The following is a 24,395-nucleotide window of genomic DNA, read 5'->3' on the forward strand; positions in this document are numbered from 1 at the left end:
GGATCGACGGTGTGCTGAGACTTCGACCGATCGGGCTGATGGCGATCGGGCACGCCTGCGTCGACGTGTACCAGGGCGCCGTACCGGCTCTGGTTCCGTTCCTGGTCGCCGGGCGCGGCCTTGGCTACGTCGCGGTGTCCGGGATCACGCTGGCCGCGACCTTGCTGTCCTCGGTGGTGCAGCCGATGTTCGGCGTACTGACCGATCGGCGGCCGCTGGCCTGGCTGATCCCGCTCAGCATGACGACCGCGGGCCTCGGGATCGCGCTGATCGGAGTGGGTGACACGTACCTGTTGAGTTGGCTGGCGGCCGCGTTGTCGGGGCTCGGGGTCGCGGCCTACCACCCGGAGGCGGCGCGGATGGCGCGGGCGGTGAGCGGTGACAGCCATGTCGGGATGAGCTGGTTCTCGGTCGGTGGGAACGTCGGCTTCGCGCTCGCGCCGGTGCTGGTCACGCCGATCATGGCGGTCGGCGGACTGACGCTGACACCGGTGCTCGTCGTACCCGCACTGCTCGGAGCTTTCATCACGTCGCTGGCGGTCCGGTCAGCTCGCGACGGCGCTGTTGCCGGGCGTTCGCAGTCGGCCGGGAATGACGACTGGCCGTCGTTCCTGCGGTTGTCGGCGATCATGATCTGCCGCTCGATCGTCTTCGTCGGACTTGGCACCTTCATTGCTCTGTACGCCGGCCAGCGGGTCGGTGGAGGTACGACGACCGGCGGAGTGGCGCTGTTCATCCTGTTCGCCGCCGGAGCGTTCGGCACGCTGCTCGGCGGGCGGTTCGCCACCCGGTACGGGCGGGTCCGGACGATGCGGACGTCGTACGGCATCGCTGTCCCGGCGATCGCCTGTTTGGTGTTCGTCCCCGGCCCGGCGTTCTTCGGGTTCCTCGCCGTGACCGCGATCGCGATGTCGATCCCGTTCTCGCTGCACGTCACCCTCGGCCAGGACTTCCTGCCCAGCCGGGTCGGCACCGCCGGCGGGATGACGCTCGGCCTGGCGGTGAGCATCGGCGGCATCGCCACCCCGGTCCTCGGCACCATCGCCGAGCACTCCTCACTCCGCCTCGCCCTGTCCACCCTGATCGCACTGGCCCTGACCAGCTCCTTGATCGGGTACGCGCTCAACGAACCCGCTCGCTGATGCGCCGGTCGACCTTGGCGGCCAAGTCGTCGGACGAGCACTCGGCGAGGTGGTCGCGGACGAGGAGGTGGATGAAGGAGTACTCGCCACGGCCGGTCCGCGCCAGCACATAGCGGTCGGCGGCGTACCGGAGGAAGGCTCGGCGGCGCCAGGGGAGGTAGCCGGTCCAGCGGAGCAGGAAGTCGTGCATCAGACGGGACAACGGACCGGCGAACACAGGCGGACGGCGCCGCCAGGCTTTTGCGGCGACGACGCCGACGAGTACGCCGGCGACCGCTTCCAACTCGGGTGACGCCAGGTTGGCCCCGAGTGCGGCCGCCAGCAGGATGCCGGCCAGCCCGCCGCCGATGACCCACGGATCCATCCGCCAGCCGTGGCCCGGGGTCAGGCGCACCAAGTGGTCGGTCGGCAGCGACTTGACCATTCTGATGCCCTGGGCAGCCATCAGGCCGATGGCCAGACCGGTCGCGAAGCTGCCGGGGTCATTGCCGAGGCGGAGCGTGAGCCAGCCGCCCACGGCGACCACGGTCACCCGGACCGCGAGCAGCAGCCGACGCCTGTTGTCGTGGAAGACGATCAGCTCGACTGCGTACGACGCTCCGATCGCCAGCGCCTCGATGGTCAGGGCCAGCCACACCGGTAGTAGCTCGACCAGGCCCATGACGGCGACGATGAGTACGACTGTGGTCGCCGTACCGGCAACGAAGGTGAGTGCCAGCAACAGGCGCCACTGCGGCTTGGCGCCGTCTGTGCTGGGCACCTGCCACGAGTGCGGGCGCAGGTGCACGAGCAGCAGTGCTGACCCAGCCACGGCCAGCCCGGCCAGTACGCCGTACTGCGCGACAGCAGCGAGTGTCGCGCCGGCAGCGAGTCCAGCGAACAGTGCGGGCAGGCAGACTGCGTGTGCGAGGTAGTCCACCTCTGGCACCGAGAGGCCGTGCCAGCCGTTGGGTGTGAGCCACCTTGGTACCGCGGTCTGGTCGCCGGCTCGCTTCCGGGTCCACCAGGCCAGGCACCACAGGGAACGGACCGCTGTGCGGGAGTCGTACTGGCGGCCGGACGAGCGGTTGCGAGCCAGGACCTCCGAGATGTAGGTGTCGAACACTTCCCGGCGCAGGTCGGCGACACCACGCGCGACAACCTCCTCCGGGGCCCGGCCTTGGTAGGCCAGGATCATCACGTTCAGCATCAGCGGCGAGTTGACCAGGTCCCAGAGCTCGTCGTCCTGCTCGATGGCGGCACGGGCGCCGTCCAGCTCCGGTCCGACGGCGGCGAAGTAGTCGAGGACCTGTTGCCGGGTGAGCGGTCTGATGTGCACTGCGCCGTACAGGCTGAGCTGGTTGGGCAGGAGCTCGTAGTCCTGGGTCCGGCAGGTCACTGCGATCTTGCCGATGAGGTAGCGGCGGCGGAGCTCTTCCAGCACGGGTGCGAGCTTGTCGCGGTGTGGCTTGGCGATTTCGTCCAGGCCGTCGAGCAGGAGCGCCAGTCGACCGCGGCGCAACCAGGTGCGGCCTACCGCGGGTGGGATGCCGTACCTGGTGTTCAGCTCGGTCAGCAGGAAGCGGACGAAGCCAGCGAGGTACGGGCTGTCGAGTGGGTCGTCGTCGTTGCCGCGGGACGGGTGGGCCGACCAGCCGGCCAGGTCGATCAGGACCGGGATCGGCTTGTTCTCGTCCGTGTGGGCCTGCTCGGAGAGCGTGCGGGCGAGGTCGAGGAGCAGTGTCGTCTTGCCGGCGCCCGGTGCGCCCAGGATCAGCATGGAGTCCTGGAGCTGGTCGAAGACGGTCGCGATGTCCTGGTCGTCGGGGACCTGCTGAGGTGTGCTGTCGAGCGGCTGGACCAGCAGGTCATACGGGCGTACGACGGCCTCGGGGCGCTCGTCGACGGCGAGTGCGATGCGGGTGCGGGAGGCCAGTGAGCCTGCTACTCGCTGGGACAGGTAGCGGTCGACGCGGGCCAGGGCGTTCGGGCGGTTGCGGGGCTGGTCGGCGGAGCGGCCGGACACGGTTGGCAGGCGGCGGCTGCGGACCTCGAACAGCGCGGTGACGATCGCAACTACCCAGAGCAGGCCGATGAGTGGCCAGGTCAGGTCGGCGTACGGGGCGAGGAAGCCGGGGGCGGTACCACCGGTGCCGACATTGATCGCGATCGGCAGCAGCACCAGCGTCAGCGAGACGGTCACCACGAGCACAACAGCCCGCACCACACCGTCCCGCATCCTCACCCCACGGAGCGTAGCGGTGCCCCAGCCCACCCCGCCCCCCTCACGCGCGCCGCACAGCCCTCGGTCCAGCTGGCGGTCAGGGGCTCGGGAATCGTTTGCTCATGACGTAAGTTGCTGGATGAAATGACTACTGAGGAGATCGATCGGGCGGCGGGGGTCGGGCTTCGGTCGGAGCGTGGGCCGATCCTGCTCGCGGTGATGCTGAGCATCGGGCTGGTGGCGATCGACGCGACCATCCTGGCGACCGCCGTACCTTCGGTGGTCGACGATCTCGGCGGCTTCACCCAGTTCCCGTGGCTGTTCTCGATCTACCTGCTCGCGCAGGCCGTCTCGGTGCCGATCTACGGCAAGCTCGCCGACCTGCGCGGCCGCAAGCCGATCATGCTGCTCGGCGTCGGCCTGTTCGTGCTCGGCTCGGTGCTCTGCGGGTTCGCCTGGAGCATGCCGGCGCTCATCGCGTTCCGGCTGATCCAGGGGCTCGGCGCAGGTGCGATCCAGCCGATCGGGATGACGATCGTCGGCGACATCTACACGGTGGCCGAGCGGGCCAAGGTACAGGGCTACATCGCCAGCGTGTGGGGGATCGCGTCGTTCGTCGGCCCGACCCTGGGCGGCGTGTTCTCCGACTACATCTCCTGGCGCTGGATCTTCTTCGTGAACATCCCGCTCGGACTCGCGGCCGCCTGGGTGCTGACCCGCCGCTTCAAGGAGAGCGTGGCCAGGCAGGTCAGTCACCAGATCGACTACGCGGGCGCGATCCTGCTCGCGGTCGGCGGTTCGTTGCTGCTGCTCGGTCTGCTCGAGGGCGGCGTCATCTGGAACTGGGACTCGACGGCCAGCATCACGATCCTGGCCGCGGCCGTCGTACTGCTGACCGCTTTCGTCTTCGTCGAGCGCCGCGCCGCCGAGCCGATCCTGCCGCTGTGGGTCCTCGGCCAGCGGGTGCTGAACTCGGCGAACTCGGCCGCCCTGCTGATCGGCGTACTGATGATCGGCCTGTCGACGTACGTGCCGCTGTTCGCCCAGGGAGTCCTGGGTACGTCGGCTCTCGTCGCCGGCTTCGCGTTGGTCGCGATGACCCTGGGCTGGCCGATCGCAGCGTCACTGGCCGGGCGCATCTATCTGCGCGTTGGATTCCGCACGACGATGCTGTTCGGCTCGGTGATCGTCGTACTCGGGGCCGCGTTGCTGCTCACGGTCAACTCCGGTAGCGCCGTACTGCACCTGGCCGCGGCATGCTTCGTGATCGGCCTCGGACTCGGCTTCTCCGCCTCGCCGTCCGTGGTGGCCGCGCAGTCGTCGGTGGCCTGGCAGACGCGCGGTGTGGTGACCGGAGCGAACATGTTCGCCCGCTCTGTCGGCAGTGCGGTCGGTGTGGCCGCCTTCGGCGCGGTAGCCAACGGTGTGGTCGCCGCACGGCTCGGCGACAGTCACGAGGACTTGGAGAAGCTGCCGGGCGAGGTGCTCGCTCCCGCCATCCACGACGTGTACTACGGCGCCGCAGCCGCAGCCGTCTTGCTAGTGGTGGCAGTCGCCTTCATGCCCAACCGCATCACGGAACAACCCCTCGCCGGCACAGCAGCCGACTGAGGTTCTCAGGCGCCGCGGGACTCGGCCACGCGCCGCAGCCAGTACCGGAACCAATCCGGACCGTAGGGGATGTAGACCCGAGTGGGGATGTCGCGGGACTTCAGGTCGGCCAGTACGTCGGGCCGGACGCCAAGGAGTTGCTCGACGGGGACTGGGCCTGCTGCCAACTGGATGGCCTCGCGGAGGCGGCCGTCGTGGCTGGCCAGAGACCAGTCGGCGCCTGCGGCGGCCAATTGGTGAGCCAGCCGGAGATACGCGATGTCGGTGGGTTCGCCGTAGGCGTGCACACCGCTTGACTCGACGTATGCGCCTTTGACCAGGCGAATGTGGACGCCGGCCTCCGTGAGGGTGGTCAGGTCGTCAGGCGAGCGCTTGAGGTTGGCCTGGACGGTTGCGCCGAGGCGATCGGACAGACCCCGACCAGCGACATCCAGCACGCACTGCAGCACTCGGTCGGTACGCGCGGCGTCCTCGGCACCGACCTGGATCCGGCGGCCCGACGGCAACGCGGCGGCGATCTCCGCCAGCAGATCGGCCGCACCGGACGGGTCGACGTCAAGAGCGAAGTGCGACAGGTCGACGGCGAGCCAGGCCCGCTCGTCGGGCAGCAGTTCGACCAGAGCGAGGTACTCGTTCGCGACGCGTCGTGCATCGGCTGGGTCCTTGGACAGCTCGCCGAACAGGTCGACGCTGATCGCATGCCCCTGACCGAGCACCTCGTTCGCCTTGGTCAGTGCCTCGTCGCGAGTCCGGCCCGCGACGTACCGAGAGGCAGCCCGCCAGGCACCGGCCTCACCACTGGGCAGGCCTTTCACCAGGTGCTCGAATCGTTCGTTAGTCGCCAGCTTGAACAGCACTGCCCGATCCGCTCGCATGCCGCCGAGTCTGCCAGGCCTCAGCGTCAACAGCCTGCCCGTCAGGGCATCGGTCCGGTCAGTGCGGCGACCAGGCCGGCGGCGGTGAGGATCGCCCAGGCGGTCGTGAGGACTCGGTTGAGGTTTTGCAGGTGTTGTTTGGTGGGGGTGCCGCGGAGCTTCTTGAGCAGGAGTACGGCGACCACTACCAGCAAGACCGTGGCTGCTGCCGAGAGGAACCCGCAAGCCCAGGCGAAGCTGAGTGGGCGGGCATCCGGGTAGGCGGTGCCGAAGCGGTGTTCAAGGCTGCTGGACCGGCCGGGGAGCAGGAACGCGCCACTGCTGATCCACACCGCCAGGAGATAGGTGAGTGCCAGCCGCACGTTGCGGGTCAACCTTGCTCTACCGATGAAGGCAGCCGCGATCACCACGTACGGCAGTCCACCCCAGCACCAGCCGAGCACCCGCAGAGCGGACTCACTGTGGTCCACAGCCCGGCCGAGCGCACCGACGACGCTCTCACCCACAAAGCCGCCACCGATTCCGCAGGCGAACACAGTCACCACGAGCAAGAGCGCCACCGACCGCACGACCCACCGCGGCCCCGGCCTCGCTTCGACATCGGACACGGCTCCGCACTCTGTCACACGCCCGGTCTAGGTTGGCGGTATGCGCGCTGTTGACTGTGTGGCTGCTCTGATCCGGGACGAACACCATCGCGTCTACGTGCAGCGTCGTACGGCGGAGCGGCGACTGCTGCCTGGGATCTGGGACATCGTGGGCGGACATCTGGAGCCGGGCGAGACGCCGGAGCAGGCGCTGGCGCGGGAGGTCGAGGAGGAGACTGGCTGGAAGGTCCGGGACATCGTCTGGACGGTCGCCGACTGGGAGTGGGAGTGGGAGGGCCGGGTACGGCGTGAGCTCGACTACCTCATCACCGTCGACGGAGACCTGGCCCGGCCGCGGCTCGAGGAGGGCAAGCACGACGCCGGCGACTGGGTCGGACCGGACAACCTCGACCTGCTCATGGTGGACCGGACCGACGGTGACCGGCGGCTGCGGGACATCGTGGCGCACGTGGTCCGCACCCGTTTCACCGACCGCCTCCGCCTCGAACCGCTGACGGGTCCAGGTGAGGTCCTGCCCGGACATGCGGCGGACCTGGTGACTCTGTTCGCCGACCCGTGGGTCGCTCGGTGGTACGACGCGACCTTGTCCGACCAGGACGCCGTACGTGGGGCGATCGAAGCGCACGCCCGGTGGGAGGCCGACGGCGTCAACAAGTGGATGGCGTACGAGCGCGACAGCGGGGCTCTGGTCGGACGGGGTGGGTTGTCCCGGATACCAGCGGGCACGGCAGTGGCAGAGGCGATCGGTGAGCTGGTCGGGCCGGACTGGGCGGTCGACCGGCTGGAGCTGGGCTGGGCGCTGACTGAGTCGGCGCGTGGGCGCGGGTTGGCGACCGAGATCGGGCGGGCCGGGTTGGAGCTCGCGTTCGAGACGCTGGGAGCGGAGGCGGTGATCGCATTCACCGAGCGCATCAACGCTGCCTCGCGGGCCGTGATGGAGCGTCTCGGCATGACCTACGCCGGCGAGATCACCGCGGAGGGCTGGGCCGAAGGCTCAGCTGAGGTGCAGCCGGACGCACCCTTCGCCGTCTACGCCGCGACCCGGACGCCGGGGTGACCTGAACAAGGACCTGAAGCGGACATCTAGCGGTCCAGGGCGGTCACGAAGCGGGTCAGCAGGTCCGCGAACGCCTGCCGCTCGGCATCGGTCCAGTCGTCCATCGCCGTCGCGAAGCGGTCCCGGCGGTAGTCGTGGACCCACTCGAGCTGCCGCCGGCCGTCCGCGGTCAGGACCAGATTCGTACGACGGCCGTCCGCCTGGTCGGCCTCACGTCGTACCAGGCCCGCTGACACCGCCGCGGCGACCAGCTTGCTGGCCCGGGGCTGGTCGACTCCCAGCGCGGCCGCGACTCCGTTGACGCCGATCGGCTCCGGTCCGGCCGCTTCGAGCGCGTCGAGGACCTGTTGGACCGGGTCCGGTCCACCGGCTTCGACGGCGAGGGTACGACGGGTCTGCCGCCGGCGGATCGCGATCATCGCCGCCTCGACCACGGCGACCGGGTCCGACTTGTCCACAGGCGCCTCCCTTGTCCACAGCCCGGATGAAATATATGCTCATTGACATGTATATGTCGGATGACAACAAGCCTATCGGGTGGTGGCTGAAGGAGCTGGATCGCCTGCTCGAGGCGTCGTTCGAGCAGGTCCTCGCCGCGGACGGACTGACCCGCCGGCAGTGGCAGGCGCTGAACGCGGCCGCCGGCCCGGAGGAGATCGCGGTGGCCCTCGCACCGTTCCTCACCGAAGGCGAGCTGAGCGCAACCGTCGACCCCTTGGCGGCTCGGGGATGGCTCGAAGGCGAGCGCCTGACGGACGCTGGTCATTCCGCACTGGACGCGCTGAAAGCGAAGGTCCAGGCGCACCGGGAGCGGGTGACGGCGGGGATCACCGGCGAGGAGTACAGCTCGACGATCGCCGTACTGCGGAAGATGGCCGGCAATCTAAGAGGGTGTCCCGGATGCCCTCTAAGTGGCGCCGCTGTGTGACCGCCCAGGCGCGGCGGTCACACAGCGGAGCCGGCCACCTCGGGGAGTTGGCTCGTGGTGAGGTGTCACGAGCCACACGGTGTCCTACCGCCCAGGACACTGCCCGCCTGGCCCGAGGTGTCGGCCAGGAGGTGGTGGTTGGAACGGCTGGGCGGCGGCGATACAGGGACTCAACCGCCAAGCCCAGCCGGGTCGGTGGGCGGTGCGGTCCGGAGCTGAGGAGTGCTCCGGACCGCACCTGGGTTGCGTCCGGGACTGAGGAGTGCCCCGGACCTTCAGGTGCTGCTCCTGGACGTGAGGAGACCCCAGGCGCAGCGGGCCGGGTCTGAGGAGGACCCGGAAGTTCGGATTTTCAGTTGATGGTGTCGAGTGGACCGAGTACGTCGTTGGTGACCCGGAGCCCGGCGAAACGCCTCCGCATCGCCTGCTCGTAGCGAGCCGCCAGCGGCGCCTCGGCGACGTACTGCGCGATCACATGCTCGCCGAACCAGACCCGCACCCTGCGCCGGTGCTGCCTCGACGTCATCTCCGCGATGGTCACTACCTCTCACCCCGTAACTCTCAGGCCTTGCAACCAGTTGGACTTACTGGTTGTCATGGCAGTAATGGTGCACGAGCCCAACGTGACCGCTCTAGGACCTGGACCGGACCTTTGCCGGACCTCTTCCGGACCTCTCGCGGACATCTGGGGGACAGCACCTTGTCGTGGGGCATCAGTCGAGACAACGTCTGAACTGACGTGAACGGGAGGAACGATGGCGGGTAGGTATACGCCAAAGACGGTCCTGGCGCACCTGATCCAGCGCCGGAACCAGACCTACTCCGAGATCGTCGCCGAGTTCGTCGAGCTGGGTGGAACCATCACCGAGCGGCACCTGCGGCGCCTCGCATCGGGCGAGCGCGCAGGGACCACTCCTCAGACCCGGCGCACCCTGCAACGCATGTTCGGCAAGCCGGTCGAGGAACTCCTCGCCCCGTACGTCCCCGAGCAGGCCGGCCAGGTGGTGCCGGCACCTGCCGCGAGTGGACGGATCACGACAGGTAATGAGATGGAGGTTCTCGACATGGCTGCCAGCCGAGCGAGGGCATTTGCCCTCGCGGCCCAGTCTGGTCTCGGAAGCGAGGCCATGGAACAGGTGTACGACGATGTGCGCCACGTCGCGAAGGCATACCCGCAGCGCCCGCTGCCGGAGATCCTCGGCCAGCTGGTCGAGACGCAGGATCTGGTCTTCGCCCTGCTGGAGAGCCGGCAACGTCCGGAGCACCTGCGGCAGCTGTACTTCCTCGGCGGTGTCACCGGCGGTCTGCTCGCCAAGGCATCCCACGACCTCGGCAACCCCCACGCCGCCCTGACCCAGGCGCGGACCGCGTTCCTCTGCGCCGACAACGCCGACCACCACGGCCTGCGCGCCTGGGTGCGCGGCCTGCAGTCGCTGGTCTCCTACTGGGCGGGCAACCCACACGACTCGGTCCGGTACGCACAGCTCGGCGCCGGGTACGCCGAGCAGGCCAACAGCACCACCAGCGTCTGGCTGCCCGTCAGCGAGGCCCGCGCCTGGGCGGCGCTGGGCAACCCGGAAGCCACCCGCGCCGCACTCGAGCGGGCCGAGCAGGCCTGGAACACGGTGCGCAACGACGACCTGGACGACATGGGCGGCCTGTGCACCTTCGGCCGCAACCGGCAGCTGTACTACGCGGCTGACGCGCTCGCCTGGCTCCCTGGTGAGGTCGAGCAGGCCGAGCGGTACTCGCGCCAGGCCGTCGACGCCTACACCGACCCGAACCACCCGGAGTGGGCCTTCGGCGACGCCGCCGGCAGCCAGGCCGCGATGGCCATCACCCGGATCGCGAGCGGCGAGCTCGACGGCGCCGCGGACGCGATCGCGCCGGTGCTGGGCCTGCCGGCCGAGCGCCGGATCAACGGCGTGGTGCACTCGGCCCGCCGGGTCCACCAGGCGCTGCGGCAGTCCGGTCGCGCCGAGGACGCCCGGGAGCTGCAGGAGGAGATCGAGATGTTCACCCGCACTCCGATGCAGAGTTTTCCCCGGTAGTTTGCCCAGATGGATCCTCTGATCGGCGACCTGACCACGCTGCGCGAGTTCCGGACATCAGATCTCGAGGACTATCTGGCCATCGTCAGTGACGACCGAGTGACCTCCTGGCTGTCGTTCGACAGCCGGGACCGGGCCGCCGCCGAGAAGGCGCTGACCGCGATCGTCGAGCGGTCAGCGCAAGAGGAAAGGCCGGACTACCTGTTCGCCGTCACCCGCCGGGACGACGACAGGGTGGTCGGCTTCACCCGCCTCGGGCCGACCGGGGTGAAGGCCGCTCACCTCGGCTACGCGATCCACGCGGACCACTGGGGTCATGGCTACGCCACCGACGCGTCCCGCGTGATGCTGCGGCTCGCCTTCGGCCAACTGGGCCTGCACCGGGTCAGCGCCGCCATCGGTCCGGAGAACGAAGCCTCGATCGCGGTGGTCAAGCGACTCGGCTTCAGCTACGAGGGCCGGATCAGGCATCACGTCTTCACCAACGGAGCCTGGCGGGACTCGCTGCTCTACTCGTTGCTGGAGTCGGAGTTCCACGAGAGGTAGCCACTGCGTTCACCCACTCGTCATCCGAGCCCTTGACAGTGCCTTGTCAGCACAAGGAGGGTTGCGCGTCATGTCGATGCAGCAGGTACCGGAGTGGGCGGATCCGGAGGTGCCGGAAGAGGCACTGGACGCGCAGGGGGTGTCCCGGCGGAACCTGATCCGTGGCGCCGGGCTACTGGGGGCAGGCTTCGCCGCAGCCGCGGTCGGAGCCTCCGACGCCACAGCGGCCGGCAGCAGTACGTCGTACCAGACGGAAGATCCTGAGCTGGTCTATCTGGTCGGCGATCACCATGTGCACAGCCGGTACAGCCATGACGCGAAGTACGACTTCAGTCAGTTGGCGCAGCGTGGTGCGCAGTTCGGGCTGGACTGGATGGCGTTCACCGAGCACAGCAACTTCGGCCACGCCGACAAGGGCGCGGCAGCCGAGAACGTCGAGGTGCTGAAGGCTCGGGCCGAGAACCCGCGGATGCTCATCTTCCAGGGCCTCGAGTGGTACATCCCCGCGGCCGAGCACGGCACTGTCCTGGTCGCACCCGGTCCGAACAACGTGGCCCTGCTGCAGCAGTTCGAGCGCGAGTACGACGGCAAGCTGACCGGGCGAGCGGACGGCACTCCGGCGAACGAGCAGCACGCCATCAAGGCGCTGCAATGGCTCGCGGCGCAGAAGCAGAGTGGGTACGTCGACGACGTGCTGGTTCTCGCCAACCACCCGCTCCGGCTGGGCATCGACGCACCGTACGAACTGCGCGGCTGGCGCGACACCGGCGTCTGCATCGGCATGGAGGGAGCACCCGGCTCACAGGGCGACGCTGACCCGGCCTGGGTCGCGTACCGCGGGTCCACGAACGCGCAGCGGGGCGAGTACGTGAACGCACCGAGCGCCAACAGCTTCCCGGGCTATCCAGCAGACGCCTACCGCACGTACGGCGGCTTCGACTGGGCCACCGCGACGGTCGGCGGGCTGTGGGACTCCATGCTCGCCGAGGGCCGGCTGTTCTCGATCACCTCGAACAGCGACAACCACCGGACCATCTGGGACACCTGGAAGGACGGGGAGTTCCCGGCCGGCCAGAACTTCGACAGCCTCGGCTGGAAGCCGTCACCGACGGACTCCGGTGTGCCGCAGCCCGGTAGCGACTTCTGGCCCGGTCAGTTCAGCCGGACCCATGTCGGCGTGACCCGGTACGGGTACCTCGAGGTGATGGCCGCTCTGCGGGCCGGGCGCGTCTGGGTCGACCACGGTCAGTTGGTGGATGCCATCGACGTACGACTCGCTCCGGTCGGCTCGCCGCAGCGTGGGGTGACTCTCGGCGGGCGGCTGCGCGTACACAGGGGTCAGCCGCTGGAGTTGCGGGTCACCGTGACCAGTGCGACCCGGCCGAACTTACACGGGCTGCTGCCGAAGCTGGCGCACGTGGACGTGATCCGAGGCGTCGTCACCGGGCCGGCGGCGGCTAGGGACAGCTGGAAGGCGCCCGACACCCGGGTGATCGAGCAGGTCGACGTACGACGGCGGACCGGGACCTACGAAGTGCGCATCCCGCTGGGGAAGGCGGAGCGGTCACACTACGTCCGGGTGCGCGGCAGCGACGGCCGGCGGAACGGGCCCGGGTATCTGGGCAGCCGGATCGACCCGGCCGGGCCGATTCAGCACCCGACCAACGACGGCGACCCGTGGCTCGACACCTGGCTCTACACCAACCCGATCTTCATCGACGTGCTCTAGGAACCTAGGGGCACACTGGTGGTATGGCCGCCACCATCGCAGGACCGCTCTCCCCGTTGAGGGACGGGTTGGCGCGGATGATCATGACGAAGGTGGCGGGCCCGGACCCGCGCGCTGAACGCAACCGTGTGCACAACACCCCCGGACCGCGCTGGTTCGACCAGGACCGTCCGATCCGGCGGGTGCACGGTGACGCCGCGATGTTCGCCGGTGGACTGCGGGCCCTGCTGCTGCAGTCGCTGCACCCATTGGCGATGGCAGCCGTGTCGGCACACTCCGGCTACCGCGGTGACCCGTGGGGCCGGCTGCGTCGTACCAGCTACTTCCTGGCCATCACGACGTACGGCGCTGTCCCGGACGCCGAGGAGGCGATCGCACGGGTCAAGGGCGTCCACGAGCGGGTGCGCGGGATCAGTCCGGACGGTGTGAAGTACAGGGCCTCCGACCCGCACCTACTCAAGTGGGTCCATGTCGCCGAGGTGGACAGTTTCCTGGCCGCACACCAGAGGTACGGCGTGAAGCCGCTCAACGCCTCAGAGCAGGACCTGTACGTCGAAGACGCCGCACTGGTGGCCCGCAAGCTCGGTGTGGTCGACCCGCCGACCACAGTGGCCGAGCTACGCCAACTGCTGGACGAGTACCGGCCTGAGCTGCGCGGGACGACTGAGGCTCGCCAGGCCGCCCGCTTCATGCTCATCCACCCGCCCGTCCCGTGGGCCGCGCGACCGGCGTACGGCGTCCTCACCGCTGCCGCGGTCGGTCTGCTGCCGTGGTGGACCCGGTGGCCGCTGCGACTCCCGTACTTGCCGCTGGCCGAGGCGACCGTCGTCCGCGCGGCCGGAGACGGCCTGACCAGGACGATCCGCTGGGCACTGACGTCGCCAATCCTTGGGGATATCGAGGCTTAGCGGCGGACGCGCCGGTAGGTTGTTCTCGTGCCGCTGCGTCCGCATCGATCACTCCCGCTGGCCACGCCGGCGGGAGTTGAGGTGCTGACCAGGATTCTGACCCAGGGTCCGATCCCGCGAGTGGAGATCGCGCGCCGGACGGGACTGTCCCAGGCGGCGGTCACCAAGGCGGTCGCGCCGCTGATCGAGGCCGGTTTCGTCACCGACCAGGCGGCCGCGCACACCGAGGCGGAGAACCAGCTCGGCATCGGCCGTCCGGTCAGCCCGCTGACCGTGGTCCGGAACAGCGTCTCCGTGATCGGGCTCAAGGTCACCCCGACAGCCCTGATCGGCGTGATCACGGACTTCACCGCCGGGATCCTGACCGTCCGGCACCAGCAGCTCGACGACACCACACCGGACACCGTGATCGAGCGGCTCACCGACCTGGCCAAGGAGCTGATCAAGACCAGCGAGGCCGCAACCGGCCCGCTGATCGGGATCGGCGTGGCGGTGTCCGGTGATGTCGACGCGTGGCACGGCGTGGTCCGGCACTCGCCGTTGATGGGCTGGCGGGACGTCGCGGTGGCCGACCTGATGGCCAAGCGGCTCAAGGTGCCGGTCGTGGTGACGAACGACGTACGCGCGCTGACCGTGGCCGAGCACTGGTTCGGGGTCGGTGTGGACGCGGACTCGTTCGCGGTCGTCACGATCGGGTCCGGGATCGGCTGCGGGCTCTACATCAACGGCGAGGTCGTGTCCGGGGCGTACGGCGTATCCGGTGAGCTCGGCCATCTGCCGCTGGCGCCCGGGGAGCTGGTCTGCACCTGCGGACGGCGGGGCTGCGTGGAGACGGTCGCCTCGTCGGACGCGATCCTGACCCGGACCCGGGAGACGACCGGGCGGCCGGACCTCGACCTGGCCGGTGCGATCAAGCTGGCACACGAGGGCGACCGGCATGCCCGGGAGGCGTTCGACCGGGCCGGTGAGGTGATCGGTTCGGCGCTGGCCGCGATGGTGAACCTGGTCGGGCCGGAGCTGGTGGTGATCGCGGGCGAGGGCGTGGCCGAGTACGACCTGTACGAGGAGCGGATGCGGCGGGCGTTCGGGGACCACGCCTTCGGTGCCGCCGCGCATTGCCGGCTGATGCTCCGCTCCCACACCTTCGACGACTGGGCCCGCGGCGCCGCCGCGACCGTGATCCGCTCCTACGTCCGCGGCGAACCGCCCCTGCAGCGCTGAAGAGTTGGGCCCGCGAGCGAGTTCGCGGGCCCAACCCCAGCGGGCGGTCAGGTGCGGGCGGCGGCCAGGATCTTGCGCCAGACCTTCTTGTACGACTCCAGCCCGTCGGCCGCGAGCGGACCGGTCGGGCCGGCGGTGATGGAGACGCGCTCCGGGATGGTGCCCCAGACGGGGATGCCTTCCTCGGCGTACTGCTGCATCGCCTCCTGGTAGCTGCGGGTGTACGTCCGGGCCGAGCAGATCACCAGACCGACCGGGACGTGGTCGGGCACCAGGTCGAGCACCGCCTTGACCCGCGGTGTCTCGACGCCGCCGATACGGGTCGGCAGGACGACGATCCGGGCCCGTTCGAGCGCCTTGTTCAGCAGCCGCTCGTGCGACGGCGGCATGTCCACGATGCCGATGCCCTCCGGTGGCACCTTGTCCAGCGCCTTGTTCAGCAGGCGCTCGGTCGGTGCCTCCTCGATCTCGACCCGGGCCAGGTGCTCGTCCTCGGAATCCGCGATCCAGTCGGCGGCGCTGCCCTGCGGATCGGCGTCGACCAGGGTGGATGTGCGACGGTTGGAAGATGCCAGCGCGGCCAAGTACACCGACGTGGTTGTCTTGCCTACCCCGCCCTTCAGTGCAGCTGTCACGATGATCATGGGACCGACGCTACCTGGTTTCGTCCGAAAATCGGCGTGTCGTCGGCGTTGCCCCGCCGATCCCGTGATAGTTGCCCCCGGCGCCGACCAAGCTCAAGCCCGCTTCAGCACGGCTGAATCCTTTCCGCCGGTACACGCCTCTTACTCCTGTACCGGCGCACCGCCGGACCGGAGGAGGCTGTCATGACCGTGATCGTTGCCCTTGCCATCGCTGTTGGCGTGGTGCTGCTGTGCACTTGCAGCTTCGTCGTACTGCGTCGTCGTGGGCGGGCCCGTGGCTGACTCGGCCTGGCCAGACGACCAGCTGATCGTCGCTGCACAGGACGGAGACGTCGACGCGCTCACCGCGTTGGTGGCGGGCTCGCACCCGACCGTACGGCGCTTTGCCCGGTCCCTGTGCGCGACACCAGAGGACGCCGAGGACGCGGCCCAGGAGGCCTTGATCATCCTGTATCGCAAGATCGGGATGCTCCGGGCGACCGGCGCGCTGGCGTCGTGGATGTTCCGGATCGTCCGCAACGAGTGCCTGCGGCGCGCCCGGGCAATGCTGCGGGATCAGCCAGTGGCCAGGGACACCGCCACGCTGTCGGCTGAGGACGAGGTACTGCAGCGACTAGAAGCAGCGGCAGTCGCGGCGGCGATCGCCGACCTGCCCGCGGACCAGCGGCGCGTGCTGATCATGCGTGACGTCCAGGGCTACAGCGGACGCATGGTCGCCGACGCGCTGGGCCTCAGCACAGCCGCGATGAAGTCACGTCTGCACCGGGCCCGCAGTGCGATCCGCGAGAACTTGACCACCATCGGAGGACAACCATGACGCGAGGCACCAACTTCGCGAGCGCGTCGCTGACCCGGCACCTGGTCCGCGGCGGGATCGGATTCGGCGGGATCATCGGCGCGTTCGCACTCCTTCCGGCGGTCGGGCTGTACAGCCTGCTGCTCCTGCCGCTCGGCGTCCTCGCGCTGCGCGGATGCCCGATGTGCTGGACGATCGGCCTCCTCGAGACCATCTCGAACGGCAGGCTGCAGCGTGCCTGCGACGACGGCCAGTGCACCTTGACCGTCGCCGCTCGCGAGTAGCGGACTCAGCCTGGTTTGCGGATCACCTCGATCAGGGCACTGAGGCCTGCGAGGCCGTGGCCGGCGGCGTCAGCGCGGGCGAACAACGTGGCCAGGGCCTGCGGCATCCCGGTGTCCAGGCCGACCTGTTGGAAGGCGTGAACCACGTGTTCGCTGCCTACAGCCTGCATGTGGAGGTTGTTCTCCTCACCGGGGTACTCACCCCGCGAGATCTCCTCGGCAAGGATCTTCAGGTATCCCATCGGTCCCTCGTCGGCCATGTCGGACAGCAGCGTCGCGGCGTACGGGCGGAGCCGCTCGGGGCTGACTCCGGCGGTTCCGATCAAGGCGGACGAGTACATGTAGCTGGCCAGCGTGGTCCAGAACATGTTCAGCATCGCCTGGTAGTAGAGCATCGCCAGCCCCGGGTCGGCGCCCATGTAGTCGGCCCGGCCCAGCACCTCCAGCGTCTCCCGATGCGCCTCTACCGACTCCAGAGGACCGCTGTAGAAGACGTACGCACCCGGCTGGCCGATGCCAGGCGGCGGGACCATGATGCCGCCGGTCACCAGCGTGCCACCGCGTTCGGCGACCGACTGGCTCGCCGCACGAAGGCGGTCCGGGCTGTCCGAGCTGAGGTTGACCAGCACCCGCCCGGTCAGGTCCACACCGGCGAGCGACGCGTCCATCGCGGCATAGTCGACCTGGCTGATCACTACGAGGTTGCTGGCGGCCACCGCCTCCGCGGCGGTCGCCGCCTCGACCGCACCGGCGGCGACGAGCTTGGAAGCCTTGCCCGCGGTCCGGTTCCAGACGGTGGTCGGATGGCCGGCGGCAAGGAAGACCTCGGCCATGGTGGATCCCATCGCGCCGAGGCCGATCACTGTGACTGCTTCTCGAGAACTCATGCGCTGATCGTGCGAAACCCCGCTACGGGTTTACTACGGCTATGTACTTCGGTGTGCTGGGTCCACTGGTGGTTCGGACGGACGCCGGTGAGCCGGTCTCCGTGCCCGACACCAAGGTCCGCACGCTGTTACTCGATCTGCTGGTCAATCGCGGTCACCCGGTCTCGGCGGACCGCCTGATCGAGGACGTCTGGGGTGACCGCCCGCCACGCAACGCCACCGGGACGCTGCAGGCCCGGATCTCCCAGCTCCGTACGGCGCTCGACCGAGCCGAACCGGGCAGTCGGGCCCTCGTCGCCCACGGTCCGGCCGGCTACACCCTCACCGCAGACGTTGTCGACAGCAACGTCTTCGAGCAGTTGGTCAGCGCGGGCCGGCTGCGTGAGGCTCTCGATCTCTGGCGCGGACCGGCGTACGCCGACGTACCCGACCACGAGTTCGCCCGCGCCACCCGCGACCGCCTGGAGGAGGCCCGCCTCACCGCGACAGAAGCCCTGCTGGAGCAGACCGACGACGCCCTCCCGGAGCTGACCGAGCTGGTACGACGCCACCCGTTGCGCGAACGACTTCGTGCGCTCCAGATGCGAGCCCTCTACCGAACAGGCCGCCACGATGAGGCCCTGCGCTCGTACGACGAGCTGCGGCGCACCCTGGCCGACGAACTCGGCGCCGATCCCGGACCGGAGCTTGTCGAGCTGCACGCGGCGATCCTCCGCCATGACCCGTCGCTACAGCGCGCGAAGCTCCCTGCTCCGCTGAACGACCTGATCGGCCGCACCACTGCCTTGGCTACAGCTCGGACCGTGCTGACCGACAACCGCCTGCTCACCCTCGTAGGCCCCGGCGGTGTCGGCAAGACCCGTCTGGCCCTGGAGCTCGGTCGCAGCCACGCTGGCGACGTACGCCTGGTCGAGCTGGCTCCGCTGCGGCAGGACGACGTACCGGAAGCTCTGGCTGCCGCACTGGACCTTCGGGACGAGTCGGCCAACCTCCTGCCTCGTCTGCTCGAGTCAGTGAGCACCAGGCAGCTCCTGCTCATCCTGGACAACTGCGAGCACCTGGACGTTGCAGACCTGGTACGGCGCTTGCTCGCGGCCGCACCGGGGTTGCGCGTGCTCGCGACCAGCCGGGCGCCGCTGGGACTACCTGGTGAGCGGCTGCTCGACGTAGAGCCACTCGAGCTACAGGCAGCGGCCGACCTCTTCACCGCACGAGCCGGGGTCGACGACTCTGAAGCGGTCAGAGCGATCTGTCGACGTTTGGACGGCATTCCGCTTGCACTGGAGCTTGCGGCAACGAGAGTGCGGGCGCTCGGTGTGCAGGGGTTGGCGGACAGGCTGGACGACCGGTTCAGACTGCTGTCTGGTGGTCGCGGCGTACCGGAGCGGCAGCGGACCCTTCGCGCCACGATCGACTGGAGTTGGGACCTGCTGGACGACGACGAGCGGGTGATGCTGCGTCGGCTGGCTGTGCACGCCGGCACGTTCTCACTGGAGGCTGCCACTCAGGTCAGCCAGAAGGACGCACTGCTGACTCTTGTCGACAAATCTCTAGTGGTCGCCACGGCCGGCCGCTACCGGCTGCTCGAGTCCGTCGCGGCGTACAGCCTCGAGCGTCTCGCGGAGGCGGGCGAGGAACAGGCGACCCGGCAGCGCCATGCGGAGTACTACCTCGACCTGGCCCAGCGAGGCGAGGAGATGTTGCGCGGCCCGGAGCAACGCACCTGGCTCCACCGCCTCGATCAGGAGGCCGCCAACTTCCGCACTGCCCTCGAAGTTGCTCCACCACTCAAGTTGGTCAACGCCCTGGCCTGGTACTGGTACCTCCGGGGTCGCCATGGTGAAGCACGACGGTCCATCGCGGCAGCACTCGCCGTACCTGGTCAAGACCCGGCAGACCGCGCGGCCGCAACGGTCTGGCAGGCCGGGATGACTGCGACCGATGCCAAGGGCTCCAACCTCACTGCAGCAAGTGAGGAGGCGCTAGCGCTGGCCGGCAACGACCCGCGGGCGCTGTGGTTCCTGACCCACACGCAGTGGGCGTACGGCGACGCCGCCGTACTGATGGCTCGCATCGATCGGGCGATCGAGGCGTTCACCGCTCAAGGCGATCGCTGGGGACTGGCCGCGGCGCTCAGCACCCGGGCGCAGCTCAACATCGTGCACGCGGATCTCGACGCGATGCGGAGGGACGGTCGTCGCAGTCTGGAGCTGTTCGAGGAGCTCGGCGACGACTGGGGTCGGCTGCAGGCGGCGTACTCGCTGATTGTGGCCGCCGAGATCAGCGGCGACTACCCCACGGCCGAGCAGTACCTCACCGACGCCGTCCAACAGGCGGAGGAACTCGGGCTGTGGACCGAGGTCTCGTTCCGCACCTCGGGGCTGGGCCGGATCGCGTACCTCACCGGCGACTACGACCGCGCCGACGCGTTGCACGAGCGGGCCCGCCGGCTGGCGATCGAGCAGTCCAACAAATCGGCCGAGGAGTACGCCGAGGTCGGGCTCGGACTGTCCGCCCGCCGACAGGGGCGCCTCGACGATGCCGAGGCCCACTTCACCAAGTGGCTCGACTGGCTGCGTCAGGTCGGCGGCACCCCCGGTATCGCCTTCATCCTGACCCAGCTGGGCTTCATCGCCGAACAACGCGGCGACTTCACGAAAGCACAAGCCCTCCACCAACAGGCCTACGAGGCAGCCCAGCAGGTCGGCGACGAGCGGGCGATCGCGTTCGCGTTGGAGGGCCTGGCCGGCGCGGCCGAGGATCCCGGCCACGCCCGCCAACTACTCGCCGAAGCCGAAGCGCTCCGGGCGAAAGTAGGTGCACCACTTCCACCGGCAGAACGCTTCGACGTCGAAAGGATCACTTCCCGAGCCAGGCGTCGACCTTCGACTGGTTCTCCTTGACCCACTTCTCCGCGGCCGCGTCCGGGCTGAGCTTGTCGACCGCGATCGACCGGGCCACCGCGTTCTGGTCCTCGTTGGTCCACTGGAAGTTCTTGACCAGGTCGTAGGCCGGGCTGCCCGAGTCGGCGAACTTCTTCGAGACGATCTTGTCCAGGTCGTACGGCGGGTAGTCGCAGGCGATCTTGGCCGGGACGGCGTCGCAACCAGCCTTGTACGGCGGCAGGTCGATCTTGACCAGCTTGATCTCGTTGAAGAACCACTGCGGCTCGTAGAAGTAGGCGAGCAGCGGCTTCTTGTTCTTCTCCGCGTCCCGGAACGCCTGGATCAGCGCGGTCTCGCTACCGCTCTGCACCACCTTGTAGTTCAGCGCCAGGTTCTTCACCAGCGCCTCGTCGTTCGTCACGTACGACGGGTCGCCGTCGAGCAGCTGGCCCTTGCCGCCGGACTCCGACGTCTTGAACAGGGCGGCGTACTTGTTCAGGTTCTTCCAGTCGGTGATGTCCGGGTACTGCTGCGCCATCCACGGCGGTACGTACCAGCCGATCACGCCTTTGACCCCGGTGGAGCCGGCTTCGACCGCGACCTTCTGCTCGGTGATGTAGGTCTTCTTCAGGTCCTCGTGACCCCAGTTCTCCAGGTTCACGTCGACCTCACCGGTCTTGAAGCCCTGCCAGGCGATCTCTTCGGTCAGGTTCTTCTTCACCACCTTGCAGCCGAGGTCCTTGGTCGCCACGTACGCGACCACGGCCGCGTTCGCTTCGTACCCGACCCACGGGCTGACGGTCAGGTTGAAGGTGCCGCACTCCTTCCCGCCGGTCGCGGCCGGCGGCTGCTGCGAGCCGACCTTCTCGCCACCGCACCCGGCCAGCGCAAGCGCCACCGCTGTCAGCACACCGGCGTACCGGAGCTTCTTCACCGCTTGTCTCCTCTTGTTCGGAAATTCTGGGTACGGCGAGCCGCCGCCTGCGTGATGCGGTCGAGCATGACGCCGAGCAGGACGATAGCCAGTCCGGCGGCCAGTCCCTTGCCGTACAGCTCGCTCTGCGTGAACCCGGCGTACACGTCGTACCCGAGCGCGCCGGCGCCGACCAGGCCGCCGACGACCACCATCGACAGCACGTAGATCAGGCCCTGGTTCGCCGCCAGCGTGATGGCCCGGCGGGCGACCGGCAGCTGCACCTTGCTGATCACCTGCCAACTGCTCGAGCCGACCGAGTTCGCCGCCTCCACGGTCGCCACCGGCACCGCCCTGATGCCATCGGCAACGATCTTGGTGGTCACCGGGACGGCGAACACGACCGCGGCCGCGATCGCGGTGAACCGGCTGACGCCGAACAAGGCCAGGAACGGCACCAGGTACACGAACGGCGGCATCGTCTGCCCCGCGTCGAGGATCGGCCGGATCCAGGTGTCGACCCGGCGGTTCCGCCCGGCCCACACCCCGAGGGCGACCCCGACCGCGACCACCACGATCGTCGCGAGCAGGGTCGAGGCCAGCGTGACCATGCTGTCGTGCCAGACGCCGGTCGCGACCAGCAGCAGCGAGCACACCGCGGCCGGGACGGCTCCGCGCCACCCCCCGAGCACCGCGGCCAGCGCGACGACGACCGCGGCGACGAGCCACCAGGGCGATCCGGTCAGCAGGCCCTCGAACGGGTTCAGCACCCCGATGGTCACCGCGTCCCGGACGCCGTAGGTGAACCCGCCGAAGGTGTCCTGGACCCAATTGGTCGCGTCGGTCGCGGTCACGGCGATCCACGAGCCGATGTTCACGTCGGACGGGAACTCGGCCGCCCACACATAGGTCCGGGACAACCAGATCACCGGCAGCGTGCCCACCGCTCCCACGCCGAGCAGGACCTTGCGCCGTACGCTCGCGGTCCGCCAGGGACGGTCGCCGGCCGCGGTGGTCACCCGGTCGAGCACGATCGCGATGACGACGATCGCCAGGCCGCCGTTGAACGCGACACCGACGTCCAGCGTCTGCAGGGCCTTCAGCACCGTGTCACCGAGGCCGGGTGCGTTGATCAGCGCGGCCACGGTGACCATCGACAGCGCGGCCATGATGGTCTGGTTGATGCCGACGACGACCGTACTGCGGGACATCGGCAGCAGCACCTTGGTCAGCGTCTGACTCCGGGTGGACCCGAGCGACCGGGCCGCCTCGACGCTCTCCGCCGGGACCGAGCGGATCGCGTGCGCGGTGAGCCGGACGGCCGGCGGCGCCGCGTAGATCAGGGTCGCGATCGTGGCCGCGGCCGGGCCGATCGCGAAGAACAACGTCAGCGGCGCGAGATAGACGAAGGTCGGCAGCGTCTGCATCAGATCGAGGACGAGCGTCGCGACTTTGAAGGCGCGATCCGACAGGCCGGCCCAGATGCCCAGCGGGATCGCGACCAGCAAAGACAGCAGCACGGCCGCGATCGTCAGCGCGAGCGTGTCCATGCTCTCCTGCCACAACCCCTGCAGCCCGACGAACCCGAGCCCGCCGGCGGTCAGCAGCGCGACCTTCCAGTTGCCGAACGCCCAGGCCAGGTACGCCGACACCGCGACCACCCCGAGCCAGCCGATGACCGGCACCGGCCGGCCGTACGACGGCTGCGAGAGGACGTTCTGGAGCAGTACGACGAACTGGTCGACCACCACCCGGATCGCGTCGAAGACCGCGTTGCCCTGGCCGACGTCATCGCGATGGTCGAGCAACCAGCGGTGGAACGCGGTCGTCTCCTGACCGCCGAGTGGGAGGGTGTCGATACCGCGCAGCACGAAGTACGCGGCGACCCAGACGACGAGCAGGACGCCGACGACAACACTGCGCCGGGGTCGCCGCACCTCGACCTCTACGTCGCTGGTGATCGCAGCCATCAGTTGTCCGCGACGACGGCGAGGATCTCCTCGTCACCGATCACACCGAGCAGCGTGCCGTTCGACACCACCTTGACCGGCCGGTCTGCCTCGAGCACGAGCCGGGTGGCCTCCCGGACCAGGACGTCCGGGCCGAGCTCGGGCCCGTCCAGCGGCTCGCCCGGGCGTGGTTCGCGGACGATCCAGCGCAGCGTCAGTACGTCGGCCCGCTGGACGTCGCGGACGAACTCGCGGACGTACTCGTCGGCCGGTGCACCGACCAGCTCGTCGCCGGTGCCGAGCTGGATGGCGGCGCCGTCGCGCATCAGCAGGATCCGGTCGCCCAGCTTCAGCGCCTCGGACAGGTCGTGGGTGATGAACACCATCGTCTTGCCGACCTCGCGGTGCAGGCGGACGACCTCGGTCTGCATCTCGCGGCGGATCAGCGGGTCGAGAGCGGAGAACGGCTCGTCGAAGAGCAGTACGTCGGGGTCGTTGGCGAGGGCGCGGGCCAGGCCGACGCGCTGCTGCATGCCGCCGGACAACTGCTCGGGGTAGAGGTGCTCGTTGCCGGCCAGGCCGACCAGGTCGATCACTTCCTGGGCCCGCCGCCGCCGATCGGGCTTGCTCTCGCCACGGATCTCCAGGCCGTACGAGACGTTGTCGATCACCTTGCGGTGCGGCAGCAGGCCGAAGTGCTGGAACACCATCGAGAACTTGCTCCGGCGCAGCGCCCGCAGCCGCTTCTCGTCGGCGGCGCGGAGGTCCTCACCCTCGAAGATCAGGCTGCCGGCGGTCGGTTCGATCAAACGTGTGAGGCAGCGGACCAGGGTGGACTTGCCGGATCCGGACAGGCCCATCACGACGAACACCTCACCGGGTGCGACGTCGAAGCTGAGGTCGCGGACGGCCGCCGTACAGCCGGTTCTGGCATAGAGGGCGGCGCGGTCCAGCGAAGCGAGGTCGGGGCGGTGAGGTACTCGCTGGGCCTTCGGACCGAAGACCTTCCACAGGCCCTGGATCGACAACAGTGCGTTGCTGTCCTGTACCTCGGGATACTCGAGCTGAGCGGTCACAGGTTCACCCTCGCATCCCCGCAAGCGGAATCATCGTGAACCGCGACTGTATCCAACCCACAGTCCCCCGGCGCGCCCGCGG

Annotated in this window: 22 protein-coding genes; 12 read left to right on the top strand and 10 right to left on the bottom strand. The window is 69.0% G+C overall.

Annotated features, from left to right (window positions below; all coding sequences use genetic code 11):
- Nucleotides 1-11: 11 nt before the first annotated feature.
- Nucleotides 12-1,142: an MFS transporter gene (locus V9K99_RS04280; protein ID WP_337000907.1), complete on the top strand. Its 1,131-nt coding sequence runs from the start codon at nucleotides 12-14 to the stop codon at nucleotides 1,140-1,142.
- Here V9K99_RS04280 and V9K99_RS04285 read toward each other — a convergent pair.
- Nucleotides 1,123-3,360 carry an NACHT domain-containing protein gene (locus V9K99_RS04285; protein ID WP_337001361.1) on the bottom strand — a complete coding sequence of 746 codons (2,238 nt, stop codon included), beginning with the start codon at nucleotides 3,358-3,360 and terminating at the stop codon, nucleotides 1,123-1,125. The genes V9K99_RS04280 and V9K99_RS04285 overlap by 20 nt on opposite strands.
- A 129-nt stretch (nucleotides 3,361-3,489) precedes the next feature.
- Between V9K99_RS04285 and V9K99_RS04290 the strand changes: the two genes are divergently transcribed.
- Nucleotides 3,490-4,956: an MDR family MFS transporter gene (locus V9K99_RS04290; protein WP_337000905.1), complete on the top strand. Its 1,467-nt coding sequence runs from the start codon at nucleotides 3,490-3,492 to the stop codon at nucleotides 4,954-4,956.
- 5 nt (nucleotides 4,957-4,961) lie between these two features.
- Here V9K99_RS04290 and V9K99_RS04295 read toward each other — a convergent pair whose 3' ends face one another.
- Together V9K99_RS04295 and V9K99_RS04300 are read right to left on the bottom strand one after the other, a co-directional pair.
- The gene (locus V9K99_RS04295; RefSeq protein WP_337000903.1) at nucleotides 4,962-5,831 is read right to left on the bottom strand and encodes a proline dehydrogenase family protein; all 870 of its coding nucleotides are present in this window, start codon (nucleotides 5,829-5,831) and stop codon (nucleotides 4,962-4,964) included.
- A 41-nt stretch (nucleotides 5,832-5,872) separates the two neighbouring features.
- Nucleotides 5,873-6,439, bottom strand: a complete 567-nt coding sequence (locus V9K99_RS04300; RefSeq protein ID WP_337000901.1) for a hypothetical protein — start codon at nucleotides 6,437-6,439, stop codon at nucleotides 5,873-5,875.
- A 40-nt stretch (nucleotides 6,440-6,479) separates the two neighbouring features.
- Between V9K99_RS04300 and V9K99_RS04305 the strand changes: the two genes are divergently transcribed.
- On the top strand, nucleotides 6,480-7,496 hold the full coding sequence (locus V9K99_RS04305) for a GNAT family N-acetyltransferase (protein ID WP_337000899.1): 1,017 nt from the start codon (nucleotides 6,480-6,482) through the stop codon (nucleotides 7,494-7,496).
- 26 nt (nucleotides 7,497-7,522) lie between these two features.
- Here the strand turns inward: V9K99_RS04305 and V9K99_RS04310 are convergent, their stop codons facing one another.
- Nucleotides 7,523-7,954: a MarR family winged helix-turn-helix transcriptional regulator gene (locus V9K99_RS04310; RefSeq protein WP_337000897.1), complete on the bottom strand. Its 432-nt coding sequence runs from the start codon at nucleotides 7,952-7,954 to the stop codon at nucleotides 7,523-7,525.
- 47 nt (nucleotides 7,955-8,001) lie between these two features.
- Here V9K99_RS04310 and V9K99_RS04315 point away from each other — a divergent pair, with 47 nt between their 5' ends.
- Entirely contained in the window at nucleotides 8,002-8,424 is a 423-nt protein-coding gene (locus tag V9K99_RS04315; protein WP_337000895.1) for a MarR family winged helix-turn-helix transcriptional regulator, read from the top strand.
- Between the two features lie 352 nt (nucleotides 8,425-8,776).
- Here the strand turns inward: V9K99_RS04315 and V9K99_RS04320 are convergent, their stop codons facing one another.
- Nucleotides 8,777-8,950 (bottom strand): hypothetical protein, encoded by a 174-nt coding sequence (locus tag V9K99_RS04320; RefSeq protein WP_337000893.1) that lies wholly within the window; start codon nucleotides 8,948-8,950, stop codon nucleotides 8,777-8,779.
- 229 nt (nucleotides 8,951-9,179) lie between these two features.
- Here V9K99_RS04320 and V9K99_RS04325 point away from each other — a divergent pair, with 229 nt between their 5' ends.
- The 5 genes from V9K99_RS04325 to V9K99_RS04345 all read left to right on the top strand — a co-directional run bounded on the left by V9K99_RS04325 (nucleotide 9,180) and on the right by V9K99_RS04345 (nucleotide 14,879).
- A complete protein-coding gene (locus V9K99_RS04325; protein ID WP_337000891.1) occupies nucleotides 9,180-10,475 on the top strand; it encodes an XRE family transcriptional regulator in 1,296 nt (431 codons plus the stop codon).
- 9 nt (nucleotides 10,476-10,484) lie between these two features.
- Nucleotides 10,485-11,021 (top strand): GNAT family N-acetyltransferase, encoded by a 537-nt coding sequence (locus tag V9K99_RS04330; RefSeq protein ID WP_337000889.1) that lies wholly within the window; start codon nucleotides 10,485-10,487, stop codon nucleotides 11,019-11,021.
- A gap of 70 nt (nucleotides 11,022-11,091) precedes the next feature.
- Nucleotides 11,092-12,750 carry a PHP domain-containing protein gene (locus tag V9K99_RS04335; RefSeq protein ID WP_337000887.1) on the top strand — a complete coding sequence of 553 codons (1,659 nt, stop codon included), beginning with the start codon at nucleotides 11,092-11,094 and terminating at the stop codon, nucleotides 12,748-12,750.
- A 23-nt stretch (nucleotides 12,751-12,773) separates the two neighbouring features.
- Entirely contained in the window at nucleotides 12,774-13,658 is an 885-nt protein-coding gene (locus V9K99_RS04340) for an oxygenase MpaB family protein (protein ID WP_337000885.1), read from the top strand.
- Nucleotides 13,659-13,739: 81 nt separating this feature from the next.
- Nucleotides 13,740-14,879, top strand: coding sequence for an ROK family transcriptional regulator (locus V9K99_RS04345; protein WP_337322879.1), 1,140 nt, complete (start codon nucleotides 13,740-13,742; stop codon nucleotides 14,877-14,879).
- 47 nt (nucleotides 14,880-14,926) lie between these two features.
- On the opposite strand, the gene V9K99_RS04350 is transcribed toward V9K99_RS04345, so the two are convergent.
- The gene (locus V9K99_RS04350) at nucleotides 14,927-15,523 is read right to left on the bottom strand and encodes a ParA family protein (protein WP_337000881.1); all 597 of its coding nucleotides are present in this window, start codon (nucleotides 15,521-15,523) and stop codon (nucleotides 14,927-14,929) included.
- 274 nt (nucleotides 15,524-15,797) lie between these two features.
- Here V9K99_RS04350 and V9K99_RS04355 point away from each other — a divergent pair, with 274 nt between their 5' ends.
- Both V9K99_RS04355 and V9K99_RS04360 read left to right on the top strand, forming a co-directional pair.
- Nucleotides 15,798-16,340, top strand: coding sequence for an RNA polymerase sigma factor (locus V9K99_RS04355; protein WP_337000879.1), 543 nt, complete (start codon nucleotides 15,798-15,800; stop codon nucleotides 16,338-16,340).
- Nucleotides 16,337-16,603, top strand: coding sequence for a hypothetical protein (locus V9K99_RS04360; RefSeq protein WP_337000878.1), 267 nt, complete (start codon nucleotides 16,337-16,339; stop codon nucleotides 16,601-16,603). Before V9K99_RS04355 ends, V9K99_RS04360 begins: the two co-directional genes overlap by 4 nt.
- Nucleotides 16,604-16,608: 5 nt before the next feature.
- Here the strand turns inward: V9K99_RS04360 and V9K99_RS04365 are convergent, their stop codons facing one another.
- The gene (locus V9K99_RS04365; protein WP_337000876.1) at nucleotides 16,609-17,490 is read right to left on the bottom strand and encodes an NAD(P)-dependent oxidoreductase; all 882 of its coding nucleotides are present in this window, start codon (nucleotides 17,488-17,490) and stop codon (nucleotides 16,609-16,611) included.
- A 41-nt stretch (nucleotides 17,491-17,531) separates the two neighbouring features.
- Between V9K99_RS04365 and V9K99_RS04370 the strand changes: the two genes are divergently transcribed.
- Nucleotides 17,532-20,393 carry a BTAD domain-containing putative transcriptional regulator gene (locus V9K99_RS04370; RefSeq protein ID WP_337000874.1) on the top strand — a complete coding sequence of 954 codons (2,862 nt, stop codon included), beginning with the start codon at nucleotides 17,532-17,534 and terminating at the stop codon, nucleotides 20,391-20,393.
- On the opposite strand, the gene V9K99_RS04375 is transcribed toward V9K99_RS04370, so the two are convergent.
- Genes V9K99_RS04375 through V9K99_RS04385 form a run of 3 tightly spaced genes read right to left on the bottom strand, consistent with a single transcriptional unit; the run spans nucleotide 20,350 to nucleotide 24,313 of the window.
- Nucleotides 20,350-21,309: an ABC transporter substrate-binding protein gene (locus V9K99_RS04375; protein WP_337000872.1), complete on the bottom strand. Its 960-nt coding sequence runs from the start codon at nucleotides 21,307-21,309 to the stop codon at nucleotides 20,350-20,352. The genes V9K99_RS04370 and V9K99_RS04375 overlap by 44 nt on opposite strands.
- Nucleotides 21,306-23,258: an ABC transporter permease gene (locus tag V9K99_RS04380; protein ID WP_337000869.1), complete on the bottom strand. Its 1,953-nt coding sequence runs from the start codon at nucleotides 23,256-23,258 to the stop codon at nucleotides 21,306-21,308. Before V9K99_RS04380 ends, V9K99_RS04375 begins: the two co-directional genes overlap by 4 nt.
- Nucleotides 23,258-24,313 carry a quaternary amine ABC transporter ATP-binding protein gene (locus V9K99_RS04385; protein WP_337000867.1) on the bottom strand — a complete coding sequence of 352 codons (1,056 nt, stop codon included), beginning with the start codon at nucleotides 24,311-24,313 and terminating at the stop codon, nucleotides 23,258-23,260. The genes V9K99_RS04380 and V9K99_RS04385 overlap by 1 nt, the downstream gene beginning before the upstream one ends.
- Nucleotides 24,314-24,395 lie beyond the last annotated feature (82 nt).

It is taken from the genome of Kribbella sp. CCNWLW201 (assembly GCF_037203805.1).
In the GTDB taxonomy this organism is placed as follows: domain Bacteria; phylum Actinomycetota; class Actinomycetes; order Propionibacteriales; family Kribbellaceae; genus Kribbella.